We start from the raw sequence: 13,613 nt of genomic DNA, 5'->3' as shown, positions 1-13,613 counted from the left end.
ACCAGCGCCCGGTCAGTTCAGGTCCGGGTCGAGAGACGCCGTCGAATCCGCGTTCCCGAGCGCCGACTCGACGATGAGTCGCCCGCCGATGAGCGCGGGACTGATCACGGCGTCGGCGCCGGCGTGTTCGAGTTTCGCGACGTTGCGCCGGTTGGTCGCGGCGGCGACGATACGGATCTCGGGCGCGAGTTCGCGGGCGGTGAGGATCGCCAGGGCGTCCTCGGCGTCGTCTTCGGTCGCGACGACGACCGCTCGCGCCCGATCGATCCCGGCGTCGTCGAGGAGACGCTCGTCGCTCGGGTCGCCCCGGAGGACCTTCGCGTCGTCGGGCACCGAGGCTGGTTCCGTCGGTGCGACGACGACGTACGGCGCGCTCGCCGTGAGTTCGTCGAGAATCGGTGCAGTCAGATCGCCGTAGCCCAGCACGAGGACGTGGTCTTCGAGGGTAGTGAGTTGGCTTGCAGTCATGGTTCCCAGAACGTTCGCGAAGCGGGCCTCGATCGCCGGCCCCAGCAGCGATCCGGCGAGCAACCCAAAGGAAGCCACCCCCAGCGCGAGCACCGAGAGGGTGTACAGCTTCCCGATCGGCGTCGCGGGCGTCACGTCGCCGTAGCCCACCGTCGAGGCCGTCACGACCGTGAAATAGAGCGCGTCGGTCAGCGTCTCGACGGCGGGGAACTCCTCGCGGAGCGCGTAGGTCCCGAGCGTTCCGTAGGAGACGGTGCCCACGAAGGCGACGATGGCGGCCTGCTGGACCACCGAGAGGTCGGCCGGTCGGACGAATCGGTCGCGGGTCAGCCAGACCGTCGGGACCGAGAGCACCGACAGCGCGACAAGCGGGGCCGAGAGGACGCTCTGCTGGAGGACGCCCTGGATCGCCGTCAGCGGGAGCATGGCGAGTGTCGCCAGCCAGCCAGTGCGATAGCCCCGGCGGAGCGCCATCGCACTCGCGAGCATCGCGAACCCGGTCATCGCACCGGTGAAGCCGGCGGTCTGTTCGATCCAGGTGGGAATGACGTCGCCAGCACGGGCGACCGATCGGGTGCTGAGGTTGACGAGACCGGTCGTGACGCTCAACAGTGCGACGAGGGCGGTCAGCCAGATCGCCGCGCGCGTCGTGCGGACGCGCCCCCACAGGGCCATACGCCACGCTCGCCGTCGGAGCCAAAAAATCCGCCGCCAGCGTCGCGGGGCCCACAAACTGTAAGCCGACGGCGGTCGGTCGATCCGCATGGCGAATTCGCTGCCCGTCGCCGTCCTGTTCGGCGTCTATCTCGGTATCGTGACCGGGATCGTCCCCGCGCTGGTCGCGTGGACGCTGGGCTTTCTGTTCCGGTACGTCGTCGGCGTCACCATCCCCGGGTTCGGGGTGCTCGTACTGGGCATCTCGCTGGCGGGGGTCAACGGCGGCCTGCTCGCGCTGGCGGACCCGACGATCGTCGCGACGACCGACGCTCCGACGATCGTGACGGCGCTGCTCGTCGTGATGATGCTCACACTGTACGCCCACTCCCGGGGCGACGCGCTGGGGGCCGCGCTCCCGCGTGGCGCGGTGGCCTGGCGGGCGATCGGTGAGCGCACCCTGTCGGTCGATCTCGCTGAGGTGTTCGGCTCGGAGGTCCGCATCGCGGTCGAGGGGCCAGTGAGCGACATCGAGGGGTTCCCGCCGCTGTCGGCCGACACGCGGACGGCGATCCGCGAGACCGACTGGCGACTCTCAGCGGACCTGCCGATCGACGAACTCCAGCGGCGTCTGGCCGACCGGATCGCCACCGAGTTCGACTGCGCGGAGGTCTCGGTGCAGATCGACGACCGCGGTCGCGCCAGCGTCGCGGCGGCCCCCGAACTCGCGGGCGTGTCGCGTCGCCTCGACGCCGGCCAGCGCGCCGTCTCGGTGGACGCACTCGTCCCGACGGGCCTGGTTCGGGGCGATCGGGTCACCGTCCGAACGCCCGCAGAGACCGTCGACGGGACGATCGTCAGCGCGCGGTCGGGCGACCCCGACGAGCCATCGACGGCGGAGCCGGTCCCCCACTCTGGCGCGGCGACGACCACCGGTGGCGAGGGTCGCGTGACCGTCGGGGTCTCGCGGGCCGACGCCAGTCGCCTGCTCGCCGTCGATCGTGCCGCCGTGATCGTCCGCTCGCGCGGGCGGAGTCGGGAGATCGAACTGCTCAGCGTGCTCCGGCGCGCGGGCCATCGCGTCCGATCGGTCACGCTCGGGGCCGACCCACCGGCGACGGTCGCGGACCTCCCGGGGACCGTCCTCGCCGCCGAGACTCCCGACGGCTGGACGATCACGCCCGCCGCCGACCATCCGCTCGCGCCGGACCAGGCGCTGTTCGTCGTCGGATCGCCCGAGACGCTCGCCCGACTCGGAGAGGTGGCCCGATGAGCCCCCTGGCCTGGTCGGTCCTCGAACTCGTGGGGCTGGCCGTCACCGCCGGCCTCGTCGCGGCCGCGCTCGCGGCGGCGTACCGTGCGCACCTCGGGGCCGAGATTCCGTCATCGCTGGCGATCCTCGGCGGGTTGGGCGTGCTCGCGGTCTACCTCAACACGACCGCGGCACTCGGCCAGGTGATGAGCGACGACGCGGTCGCGCTGGGGACGGTTCTGTTCAACGCCGGGGCGGTCCTCGCGGGCGTATTTTCGGGCTCAATCGGCCGGCGCGGCGGCGATCGGGTGGGCCAGGCCATCCGCGAACGCCGTGGCGCGGGAGCCAGCGATCTCGGGCGCGCGATCGCCGGCGTCGGTCGCACGACGACGATCGCGTTGCCCGAGACGATCACCGACGCCGTGGGGTACGACCCGGTCGATGCGACGACGCGGGAGACGCTCGCCGGCCGATCGATGACGTTCCCGCGGGGGCTCACCCCCGCGGACGTCGAAGCCCGACTGGCCGAGCGCCTCCGGCGCGATCACGGCGTCGCGTACGTCGACGCGACCGTCGACGCCGCGGGTGACGTCACCGAACTCGTCCTCGGCGCGCGACCGGCCGGCCTGGGGCCGACGCTGCCCGCCGACACCGCCGCGATGGCCGTGCGGGCCGATCCGCCGCTCGCGGCCGGGCCCGGCGACGTCGTGCAGATCGTCGCAGACGGCGATCGCGTGACGACTGGCGAACTCCGCGGTGTTGCCGGCGACGTCGTGACGGTCGCGATGCCGGCCGCCGAGACCGACGCGGTCGACCCTGACCGCGCGTATCGCCTGGTGACCGTCGGGGCGACCGCCGACGCGGGCCGGGCCGCCGCGGGCGTCCTCCGGCGGGCCGACGAGACCGTCGCCGTGATCGCGGTCGGTGTGTCGAGCCCACTCGTCGGCCTCCCCGCCGGGGCGCTCCGATCGCCGGTGCTCGCGATCGTCCCCGAGGGCGGACCGACCGAGGCGCTCCCGCCCGAAGACCGCCAGATCGCTGCCGGCGACCAGTTGTACGTCGTCGACACACCCGACCGCCTCGCGGCGCTCCGGGCGCTCTGAGGGCGGGACGGTGATCGCGCCCGACCGTTCGAAACGCTTCAGTGGGCCGCTCGCCGATCGCGAACGTGACCAGTTTGGGCCGTCTCGAAACACTCCTGTTCGTCGCCGCGGGCGGGTTCGCGGGTGCGATCGCCAGACACGTCGCGGACACTCTCGCCGGATCGCTCGCGGGCACGCTCGCCGCGAACGTCGCGGGGGCGGCACTGCTCGGTGTCGTTCTCTCGGAGCCCCACGCCGATCGGCTCTCGACGGAGACGCGCTTGCTCGTCGGCACGGGATTTTGTTCGTCGCTCAGCACCTACAGCACGTTCGCCCTGGAGACGACGCGCCTCGCGGGTGTGACGGTCGCCGGGCTCACGCTCTCGGGCGTCGCCGTCGCGCTCGCGTACGTCGCTCTCACCTACACGCTCGGGTTCGGTGCGATCCTCGCCGCCCAGGCGCTCACCCGCGGGGTGATCCGATGAACACCCTTCTGGTCGGCCTGGGTGGGGTCGCCGGCGCGATGGCCCGCCACTCCGTCGGTGATCGCCTCGATTCGACGCGCGATACGCTCGCGGTGAACCTCCTCGGATCGCTCGCGCTCGGCGTGCTCGTGGCGACCGACCCGTCGGCCTCGACGCTCGCGCTCCTCGGGACGGGCTTCTGTGGGGCGTTCACGACGTTTTCGTCGTTCGCGTTCGAGGTCGTCCGGATCGCCCAGGACGGTGCGCCCCGGCGCGCGGCGGGGCTGGCGACGCTTCACCTGGCCGGAGCGATCACGGCAGTCGCCGTCGGCGGGGGCGTCGTCACCCTGCTCTGAGTGACACGGACCGCGACTCGATGCTCGCGCCGACCGATTGAAGCGGTCGGCGGTCGATGGCGGCGTATGGCATCGAAGATCACACTGTTCGAACCGCATTTCGACGGGCCGGTGTTCGGTGGTGACTGTGACTGTGACGGCCACGGACACTCGGCCACAGATCGGGACTCCGCCGGCGCCGACCCGGACCGCGACGGCCCGGACCCGGAGACTGAAAGCTGTCCCGGGCGATCGATCGGGCTAATCGCACTCGGCCTCCTCTCCCTGGCCGTCCTCGCGGTGGCAGTCGTGCGGTGGCGCGGCGGTGAGTCGGCGGCGGTGGACCTCACCGCCGGGGAGTGACTCGCTGGCTCGCCAGACCGCCCTGGCCGCGGGATTGAACCCACTGGCGTGTCTGGCTCCGGCATGGACCCACTGGACCTGCGGGCGTCGGTCCCGGCGCTCGCCGACACGACCTACCTCAACTACGGGGCGAGCGGCCCACCCTCAGAGGCCGTCCTCGAAGCCGCCCGTGACGCCATCACCGACCACAGCGCGGCCCACGCCGGCGAGGGGCCCTACGACTACGCGTTCGACACGTTCGACCGCGCACGGGCGGCCGCGGCCGACCTGCTCGGCACGGAGTCCGAGTGCGTCGCGTTGACGAACTCGACGGCCGACGCGATCACGCGCGTCGCCGACGCGCTGGATCTCGGCGCGGGCGACGTCGTCGTCCGGAGCGATCTCGAACACCCGGCGAACGTCTTGCCCTGGGCGCGCCTGGCCGAGACGCGCGGCGTCGAGGTGCGCGTCCTGGAGACCCGGGCCGGCCGGATCGACCGCGATGCGTACAGCGACGCGGTTCGGGATGCCGACCTCGTCACGCTCCAGTCGTTGACCTGGTCACACGGCACGCGCTGGCCGATCGCCGCGTTGGTCGACGAAGCCCACGACGCCGGCGCGCGCGTGCTCGTCGACGCCGTCCAGTCGGTCGGCCACCACCCCGTCGACGTCGCGGCGTGGGGCGCGGACGCCGTCGCCGCCGCGAGTCACAAGTGGCTGCTCGGCCCGTGGGGCGCGGGAATGCTCGCGGTCGCGCCCGACGCGCTCGACGCGCTCGAACCCGACCGCGTCGGCTACCGATCGGTCGAGCGTGGCGAGGGGCTCACCTTCCACGCCGATGCCCGCCGGTTCGAACTCGGGACGGCCTCGCCGGCCCCCTATGCCGGACTCGTCGCGGCCGTCGAGACGGCCCAGGCGGTCGGTGTCGATCGCGTCGCCGACCGCATCCACCGACTCGCCGGGCGACTCACCGATCGGATTCCCGCCGACCGGCTGGTCAGCCCCGCCGACCCCGAGTCCGGCCTGGTGACGATCGACGTCGACGATCCCGAGGCGACCGTCGAACGCCTCGACGCGGCGGACATCCGGATCCGCTCGCTGCCCACGCCAGAGGGGACCGTCCGGGCGTCGATCCACGCGGTCTCGACCGCCGAGGAGGTCGACCGGGTCGCGACGGCACTGATCGAGTGAGGGTCCGTTCGTGTCGTCGAATACGTCAGTTGGACCGATCATTTTTGTCGTCCGGGCCCCTCTACGTACAGACGACTCGTGTGCTCAGCCACCGTGACCGTTCCAGCCCTCGACGACGCACTCGTCGGCGTCGTGCCCGGACCGCTCGACGCCGTCGACGGTTACCGGTCGGTCTGTGAGTCGCTGGTTGCAGATACCGTCACGGTCGAGCCGTCTGCAGCATCGTTTCGCACGACCGAAGCCGATCTCCTGATCGTCCAGGGTGACGACGGCCTCGACGCGATCGAGGCCGCCGACAGCCATCCACCGACGATGTTCGTCGGCCGCGATCCAGTCGCGGCGACGCGGGCGATGGGGGCCGGGGCTGACGTGTTCTTGTCCACCGATCGGAGCGAAGATTTCGGTGACCGCCTCCGGAGTCTGTATCGCGGCGCCGCCGTCGACGCCCGATCCGCTGGTGAGGGTGCTCTCGGATCGGGTTCGGTCGAGGCGCGGGCCTACGCGACGCTGATGGGTGATTTCGACGATCACATCTACGTGTTCGATCGGCATGGGCGGTTCGTGCGGGTCAACGAGACCAAAGCGGCGTTCCACGACACGACGCCCGTTGCTCTCGAAGGGAAAAGTGAGTTCGACGTCTTCTTCCCCGAGACTGCAGCCGAAATCTACGCGGACAACATGGCGGTGCTGGAAGGGCGCCGTGAGGTCTGCAACGAGACCGAGTGGGTCGAGAACGCTGCCGGCGAGTACGTTCACGTTTCCGTCTCCAAACACCCGATACACGACGCTGACGGACACATCATCGGCTTGATCGGGATTTCGCACGACGTGACGGAGATCACCCGTCGGCGGACGCTCGTCGACGACGTGGCGCGCGTCGTCGAGCACCTCTACGGCATCTACGATCACAATTTCCGAAATCTCGTCCAGACTCGTATCGGCATTCAGGCGTCCCTCCGAGACGCGACCGACGCGGAGGCGTCGGGGCGCGAACACCTCGATGGCCTCCGCGAGGCGGTCGCCGCCGAGGACGACGCGGCCGAACAGATCGAGGCTGCGATCGAGGACTGGGAGCGCCTGTCCGACGCCTTGCAGTCCGCCGGAGCGGCCGAGAGGGAGCTTATCGACACGCTCGAAACACTCGTCGGGGACTTCGGTGATCTCGTGAGTGTGGTCCGGACGGACGGCGAGATCCGCCAGTTCGACGTGGTCGAGATGGCAGACCAGTCACAGCAGTGGACGGTCATCGGGCCGACGGTGAGCGTGCGGACAGACGATAGCTTCGCCCGACTGTTTTTCGATCAACTCACCCGTGTCGTTCCGACGGGCGCGACGGTCACGATCGAACCGACCCGCGACGGGTTCGAACTCGACGTTCCCGCGCACGTGGTCGTGCCCGAAATCGCCGCCCGGTATCGCGATCAGGATCTCCTCAGCGGGTCGCGCCCGCTGTTGAAAGCCAGCGTCCTCGCGGAGGTCATGGGCTGGAACGTCGAGACTCGCCACCCGGCCCCGGACCGGACGGTCCTCGTCGTGGACACCGCGGCCTGGAAACGTCGCGCTGGAGCCACCTGAGGGCCTTCAGGTCCGGTCACAGCTGTTCGGGGCCGCTCTGGAGGTTCCGAACGACCGTCTTGACGACGAGTTCGAACTGGTGGTCGGTCATCGCCGCGGAGATATCACCGAGTTCGGCCCCACGGTCGGTGAGTTCCGCGCGAAGGTCGCGGTACTCCTGGTGCTCTTCGAGTTCGAGTGATGGCTTGGTCGCCTCCAGGCTGGCCTGTTTGACCGACGCCGCGACGTACTCTCGAAGGTCGCGGTCGAGTTCGCCCATCGCGAGGAGGCGCTCGACGGTGTCGAACAGGTCCTCGACCTCGACGGGTTTGGTGAGGTAGTCGTCGAACCCCATGTCGAGGACGTCGTAGTCGGGGACTTTCGCGGTCACCATCGCGACTGGCACGTCGTACCCCCGGTCGCGCATCTCGTCGAGGGTCTCCTGGCCGGAGAGCCCGGACATCATCCGATCGAGCAACACCACGTCGACCGTGTCGTCGATCGTTTCGAGGCCCTCTGCCCCGGAGTTGGCGATCCGGACTTCGTACTCGTCGTCGAGGATCGACGCGTAGCCGTCGGCAATCTGTCGTTCGTCCTCGATGACGAGGACGGTCGCGGGGTCTGGTGTCATGGGTGGTCGAAGGTCGTCGATTCCCAGTCCGAGCGGCGTTCGAGCGTGTCGAACGCCTCGTTTCTGAGATTGGTGTATTCGTCGAGCATGTCCTGGCGCGTCACGACCCCGACCAGATCGAGGCCGTCGACGACGGGGAGCACTTCGAGTTCGGCGCTGACGAGCCGTCCGATCGCGAACAGCACCGTCGAATCGGGTCCGACCGAGGTTGGAAAGCCCGAGGAGAAGCCAGCGAGGGGGATCTCGGAGAGCGGATCGTCGGTCTTGAAACTCGCGATCAACGCCTTGCGGCGGGTCACGATCCCGCTCGGGTCGTCCTCGTCGGTGATGATGACGGCTTCGACGTCGGCTCTGAGCATGACGCCGACGGCGGTTTTCAGGCTCTCGGAGCGGGCGACGGTCCGGTAGTCCGTGTTCATGACGTCGCTGATCAACATCGTCGGGCCTGGGTGTCGGGTCGTCGCGAGCACCGCCGAGGGTCGGGGATCGGGTCGGTGGCGAATGCCCGGCGTCCGTCCGCATAGGTCGCTCGTGGCGGAGTATAAAGACACGCCAAGGACTATCGTCCCTGATAACTGTCCGGTCGATCGACGTCGTCGAACTCGAAGCGTGCACCGCCGTCGCTGGATTCGGTCACCGAGACCGACCAGCCGTGGGCCGCGGCGATGCGGTCGACGATGCTGAGTCCCAGCCCCGTCCCGTCGTCGTCGGTCGTGTATCCGTTCTCGAACACCGCCGATCGCTCGTCGGGACCGATGCCCTGGCCGTCGTCGGCAACGAACAGTCGGTGGTCCGTGACGCCGGCGGTGACCGTCAGGTCGACCGGGGTGTCGTCGGTTGACTCTCTGTCGGACCGATCGCTCGGGGTGCCGTGTGTGATCGCGTTCCGAATCAGGTTCTCCAACAGACGGCGGAGACGCGTTCGATCGGCAACGATCGTGCCGGTGCCTTCAACGGCGAGTGTGGCGTCGCCGGTATGGACGTGTGCCCAGGCGTCCTCCAGGACGTCCTCGAACGCGACCGCCTCGGGGTCGATCGTTCGGTCCTCGCGGACGAGCGTGAGGATGTCCTCGATCATCGCCTCCATCCGATCGAGCGCGCTCTCGACGGTCTCCAGTGCGTCCTCGTCGCCACGCTTGGCGAGTGTCGTGTGGATCGAGGCGACTTCGAGGGGGTTCCGGAGGTCGTGGCTCAACACCGACGCGAACGTTTCGAGTCGGTCGTTCATCTCTTCGAGGCGGCGTTCGCGGGCCTTGCGCTCGGTCACGTCCCGGGAGGTGACCGCGATCGCGCCGACGTGGGGGTGATCGAGGAGGTTTCGCACGAGCGAGTCGGACACGCGGCGCTCGCCGTCGTCGTCGACGATCGCGTACTCCACGCGAGCGTCCGCGTTGGGCTCCGATCGGACCCGGGCGAACTCCTCGCGAATGCGCTCGCGATCGTCGGGGTGGACGAACTCGAACGCCACCGTGCCGACCATCTTCTCGGGGTCGAACCCGTGGATCCGCTCGATGGAGGGGCTGGCGTAGGTAATCGTCCCTTCCTCGTCGAGCAGGAGGTTCATCTCGTCGGACTCCTCGATGATCGCCCGATAGCGCTGTTCGATCGCCCGCTCGTCGGTCACGTCCGTGATCAGCGCGATCTGGCCGCCGTAATCGTCCAGTTCAGTCACTCGGACGGAGAGATGCCGCGGCGCGTCGCTGCCGACGGTCGTCTCGAAGGTCGCGGGCGGGTCGACGGCGGGCCACGTCTCCAGCACCTCGGCGGCCGGTCGCCCCACGACGTCGTCGAAGCCCATCATCGATCGCGCTGCGGGGTTCACGTCGTCGATCCGGCCGTGGTCGTCGATCACGATCAGCCCCTCGTCCATCCGGTCGATGACGGCCGATCGGGGGACGGGAACGCGGCCGAGGCCGTTCCGGGTGAACACGATGAACACGATCGCGATCGCCGCCGGCACGAGTGCGATCGGCGTCAGATTCACTCGCGGCCCGACGCCGATGTGATAGAGGAGTCCGGTCACGACGGGGACGGCGATCGTCGCGACGACGACCAGCGCCGCGCCCCAGTGGTGATCGCGGTGGGCGTACTGGAGAAGGGCGACCGCGCCCGCGAGCGTCAGACCGCCGGCGAACGCGAGCACCCCCAGAGCGGTGGGCGTCAGCACGACGTCGAGGACCACCAGGCCGTTCCAGTGGACGGTCTCGGTCGACCAGAGCAAGCCGTGCCAGTCGTTCGTTGCCGAGAGCACGGCGAGTCCGGCGCCGCCGACCAGGACCGCCCCGAGTCGCGAGCGGGTGAGCCAGGCCTGGCGGCCAGCGATCGAGACGGCGGCGACGTACCACGCGACGACGAGCACGACGAACGCTCCACTGCCGATCCCGAACCAGAGTCGCATCGCCGGCCCGGTATTGGCGAGTTGATAGGCCGCCGCGATCCCCCAGGTCCCGCCCGCGACGGCGAACACCATGACGCTGCCGACGGTCGGCGTCATCCGGTCGCGGGCGACCTGGACGATCATGGCGAGGCCGAGCACGTACAGGACGGTCCCGGCCCCGAACAGCGCGAGGACGAGCCACGTCGATTGCCAGGCCATCTCCGTGAACGAAGGCGCTGTGGGGTCAAAAGGGGCCGCCCGTGAATCTCACCCATGGGACTGGCGGGGACACCATTATATCCGAGCCACGAGTGATTCGACCGTGCCAACTGACGACCGGGCGACGGTGTTGATCGTCGAGGACGAACGGGCGACCGCCGAGGCCTACGAGCGCATCCTGGCCGACGAGTACGAGGTCCACGTCGCCACGAGCGGTGACGCGGCACTCGACGTTCTCGACGACTCCATCGACGTGATCCTCCTCGACCGGCGCATGCCCGGTTTCTCGGGCGCGCAGGTCCTCGGGGAGGTAGCGGACCGCGACGTCGACGCTCGGGTCGCGATGGTCACGGCCGTCGAACCCGATTTCGATATCATCGAATTCGACATCGACGCGTACCTCCGCAAGCCCGTGGACGTCGACAGCCTCGAAGACACCGTCGCGGCGCTCGCGGACCTCGACACCTACGAGGACCTCCAACGTGAACTCGGCAGTGCTCGGGTGAAACGCTCGGTCATCGCCGTCGAGAAAGACGACGACCGTCTCGTCGACCACCCCGAGTTCGCGCGTCTCGACGACCGGATCGCGGACCTCGAAGCCCGGATCGCGGCCATCGAACGCGCCCACCCGACGTATTTCGGTGAGGACTCCTCGGCGTAGCCACTCACACCCAGTCGACGAACTGCCCGTCGACGAGCGTCTCGCTCTGGCGGTCGATGTACGCCGACTGCATCCCCCAGATGGCCTCACCCAGCGGCACGCCCTCAGCGACCCTTTCGCAGACCTGGGTGTGTTTCCACCGGGCGGGCGTCAGCCGTCGATCGGCGCGTTCGCGCAGCGGGCGGAGGTACTGGCGCGCCTCATCGGTCGTGAGCCCGCGCCGTTCGAGGCCATCGCGGGCGTGTTCGAACAGGTCGGCGTAGATCCGGTCGGTCGCGGTGGTCTCGGAGCCGTCACTGGCGATCCACGTCATCTCGGCCTGAAGGCCGTCACGCGCGGCCGCGCGGAAGTTCTCGTGGGCGGCCGCCCAGTCGAGCGTCCCCACCGGATGTTCCAGTTGCGGGAGTGACTCCATCAGCCCGGCGAACACCGCCTCGAAGGCGACGGCGTCGTGCAGAGTCGGTTGCGCGCCGAGCGGGCGGAACTCGATGCGGGCGTTCGCGGAGGATCGGGACGCCCCGTCGAACACCGGTCGGACCCATCGCCAGTACGAGCCGTGTTTGTGCCGGATCGTCGCGAACTGGTCGTCGAATCGCGTCCCTCGTGGCGGGTCCATCGGAACGATCGTCGGGTCCTCGACGACGGCCCTGACGGCGTCTTCGACCGTCTCGACGTCGTCGGGAAAGCGGACTTTCCCCGGCCCGTCGGGGTCGTTCAGCACCGACTCGAAGATCCCGATTCGGTGGCTCATGTGGGCCTCGTCGAGGATCCGATCGGCGGGGGCATCGTCGTACAGTCCCGGCGGGAAAAATGGTGCGTTCACGCCGAGTGCGAGCAGCGGGCCGGCGACCCGGAGCGCGTACCGAAAGTGCTGGGGGAGCGCACTCGCCCGGGCCACCTGATAGTGGGGCTGGATCGACGTGATCAGGCTCTCGGGCATCACCGTTTCGGCGTCGAGCGTGACGTTCGGCGCGTCGATCGACAGGCCCGCGGGATAGTCGGTATTGGCCATCGCGTGGTACCGCACCGAATCCGACATGTTCGCCCCGATGGTGACGCCGTCGGCCTCGACCGCGTCGGTGAGATACGATCGAGCGTCTTCACCGACCGGCGGGACCGTCCAGACGCCGTCGCTGACCAGGCGGATGTCCTCGGTGAGCGTGCGCTCGATCGCCGATTCGAGGGTCGCCTGGAGTTCGCGTTTCTGGGCGGCGAGTCCGTGGGTGTTCAGCGGCTGTGGCGTCGTCTGGGTCTCGACGTTGTGCAAGCCGAGTTCCTGTTCGAACCCGATCAGGCCGAGCAGTTGTCTGGGCACCCGACAGAGCGCGTCCGTCCGGGCGTCGACAGCGTACAGTTCGAGTTCGAGGCCGACGAGCGCCTGACTGTTGTCGAACGCGCCCTCTCGGATCGCCGCGAGGAGGTCCTCGGCCTCCTGGGTGGCCTGCTCGCGGACCGCCTCGCGGTCGGTGGCGAGCGCCTCCTCGACCGCCGCCGCGAGGTCCGTCGCTGACATAGCCCGCCGTTGCGCGCCCGACGGTATCAACGGTGTGGCTCGCGTCGATCGCGGTGACGCCGTCGGGGACCCCTAACGTGAAATGGGGGCCCTGCGTACGACACCCATGCACATCGTCATCGTGGGCTACGGTCGCGTGGGCCGTCGCACGATCCGGATTCTCGACGGCGAAGACCACGCGATTTCGGTCGTCGATAACGATTCCGAACGGGCCGACCGCGCCAGATCGGACGGGTTCGACGTCGTCCACGGCGACGGCAAAGAGGAGTCGACGCTTGTGGAGGCGGGTATCGACGAGGCCGACGCCATCGGCGCGCTCACCGGTGACGTCCAGGTGAACCTCGCGGCCTGTCTGGTCGGTGACGGCCACGACTGCCGGACGGTCATGCGCATCGACGAGGACTACCACTCGGATCTGTACGACACCTACGCCGAGGAGGTCGACGACGTGATCTACCCCGAACAGCTCGGCGCGGCGGGCGCGAAGACCGCGCTGCTCGGCGGCGACTTCGACGTGCTCGCGACGCTCACCGAGCGCCTCTCGGTGACGGGCGTGAAGGTCGGTCCCGACGCCCCCGTCGTCGGATCGCGCATCTCGAAAGTCGATCTCCCGGGGGACGCAACACTCTACGCCCACGGCCGGTCGGGCGAGTCGATGGACATCCCGCTGCCCCAGACGATCATCGAGGCCGGTGATCGCGTCGCCATCGTCGCGCGCCCGGACGACCTCGACGCCGTTCGCCAGCGCCTTCAGGGCGCGGCCTGATCGTCAACGGGCCAATCGGTCGCCCCCCGTATTTTCGTCTGGAGAATCTGATACGAGGGCGGTGCAGTCCGGCACTCGAACGGTCGTGTCGACCGGAAGCGATG

At 69.3% G+C, this 13,613-nt stretch carries 14 protein-coding genes; 9 read left to right on the top strand and 5 right to left on the bottom strand.

What is annotated here, in order from left to right:
* Positions 1-12: 12 nt before the first annotated feature.
* Positions 13-1,143, bottom strand: coding sequence for an NAD-binding protein (locus HARCEL1_RS10060; RefSeq protein ID WP_108383074.1), 1,131 nt, complete (start codon positions 1,141-1,143; stop codon positions 13-15).
* Between the two features lie 88 nt (positions 1,144-1,231).
* Between HARCEL1_RS10060 and HARCEL1_RS10055 the strand changes: the two genes are divergently transcribed.
* The 7 genes from HARCEL1_RS10055 (at position 1,232) to HARCEL1_RS10025 (ending at position 7,363) form a co-directional block, all read left to right on the top strand.
* Complete coding sequence (locus HARCEL1_RS10055; RefSeq protein WP_108383071.1) at positions 1,232-2,395, top strand: potassium transporter TrkA; 1,164 nt, start codon at positions 1,232-1,234, stop codon at positions 2,393-2,395.
* On the top strand, positions 2,392-3,477 hold the full coding sequence (locus tag HARCEL1_RS10050; RefSeq protein WP_108383068.1) for a TrkA C-terminal domain-containing protein: 1,086 nt from the start codon (positions 2,392-2,394) through the stop codon (positions 3,475-3,477). Before HARCEL1_RS10055 ends, HARCEL1_RS10050 begins: the two co-directional genes overlap by 4 nt.
* A gap of 65 nt (positions 3,478-3,542) precedes the next feature.
* The gene (locus tag HARCEL1_RS10045) at positions 3,543-3,941 is read left to right on the top strand and encodes a fluoride efflux transporter FluC (protein ID WP_233357327.1); all 399 of its coding nucleotides are present in this window, start codon (positions 3,543-3,545) and stop codon (positions 3,939-3,941) included.
* Positions 3,938-4,276, top strand: a complete 339-nt coding sequence (locus tag HARCEL1_RS10040) for a fluoride efflux transporter FluC (RefSeq protein WP_108383066.1) — start codon at positions 3,938-3,940, stop codon at positions 4,274-4,276. The genes HARCEL1_RS10045 and HARCEL1_RS10040 overlap by 4 nt, the downstream gene beginning before the upstream one ends.
* A gap of 66 nt (positions 4,277-4,342) precedes the next feature.
* A complete protein-coding gene (locus tag HARCEL1_RS10035; protein WP_108383063.1) occupies positions 4,343-4,618 on the top strand; it encodes a hypothetical protein in 276 nt (91 codons plus the stop codon).
* 63 nt (positions 4,619-4,681) lie between these two features.
* Positions 4,682-5,788 carry an aminotransferase class V-fold PLP-dependent enzyme gene (locus HARCEL1_RS10030; protein WP_108383060.1) on the top strand — a complete coding sequence of 369 codons (1,107 nt, stop codon included), beginning with the start codon at positions 4,682-4,684 and terminating at the stop codon, positions 5,786-5,788.
* Between the two features lie 93 nt (positions 5,789-5,881).
* Positions 5,882-7,363 carry a PAS domain-containing protein gene (locus HARCEL1_RS10025; protein ID WP_159077084.1) on the top strand — a complete coding sequence of 494 codons (1,482 nt, stop codon included), beginning with the start codon at positions 5,882-5,884 and terminating at the stop codon, positions 7,361-7,363.
* A 16-nt stretch (positions 7,364-7,379) separates the two neighbouring features.
* Here HARCEL1_RS10025 and HARCEL1_RS10020 read toward each other — a convergent pair whose 3' ends face one another.
* From HARCEL1_RS10020 to HARCEL1_RS10010, 3 genes are all read right to left on the bottom strand, one after another.
* Positions 7,380-7,973 carry a response regulator gene (locus tag HARCEL1_RS10020; RefSeq protein WP_108383056.1) on the bottom strand — a complete coding sequence of 198 codons (594 nt, stop codon included), beginning with the start codon at positions 7,971-7,973 and terminating at the stop codon, positions 7,380-7,382.
* Positions 7,970-8,410 (bottom strand): CBS domain-containing protein, encoded by a 441-nt coding sequence (locus HARCEL1_RS10015; protein WP_159077083.1) that lies wholly within the window; start codon positions 8,408-8,410, stop codon positions 7,970-7,972. The genes HARCEL1_RS10020 and HARCEL1_RS10015 overlap by 4 nt, the downstream gene beginning before the upstream one ends.
* A 122-nt stretch (positions 8,411-8,532) precedes the next feature.
* Positions 8,533-10,569, bottom strand: a complete 2,037-nt coding sequence (locus HARCEL1_RS10010; RefSeq protein WP_108383051.1) for a sensor histidine kinase — start codon at positions 10,567-10,569, stop codon at positions 8,533-8,535.
* A gap of 103 nt (positions 10,570-10,672) precedes the next feature.
* Here HARCEL1_RS10010 and HARCEL1_RS10005 point away from each other — a divergent pair, with 103 nt between their 5' ends.
* Complete coding sequence (locus HARCEL1_RS10005) at positions 10,673-11,230, top strand: response regulator (protein ID WP_233357326.1); 558 nt, start codon at positions 10,673-10,675, stop codon at positions 11,228-11,230.
* Between the two features lie 4 nt (positions 11,231-11,234).
* Here HARCEL1_RS10005 and HARCEL1_RS10000 read toward each other — a convergent pair whose 3' ends face one another.
* A complete protein-coding gene (locus HARCEL1_RS10000; RefSeq protein WP_108383046.1) occupies positions 11,235-12,743 on the bottom strand; it encodes a hypothetical protein in 1,509 nt (502 codons plus the stop codon).
* An 82-nt stretch (positions 12,744-12,825) separates the two neighbouring features.
* Between HARCEL1_RS10000 and HARCEL1_RS09995 the strand changes: the two genes are divergently transcribed.
* Complete coding sequence (locus HARCEL1_RS09995) at positions 12,826-13,509, top strand: potassium channel family protein (protein ID WP_325047893.1); 684 nt, start codon at positions 12,826-12,828, stop codon at positions 13,507-13,509.
* Positions 13,510-13,613: the final 104 nt, after the last annotated feature.

This window comes from Halococcoides cellulosivorans (assembly GCF_003058365.1).
In the GTDB taxonomy this organism is placed as follows: domain Archaea; phylum Halobacteriota; class Halobacteria; order Halobacteriales; family Haloarculaceae; genus Halococcoides; species Halococcoides cellulosivorans.
The sequence above is the reverse complement of the archived record's forward strand: the minus strand, read 5'-3'. Positions and strand labels throughout refer to the sequence as shown.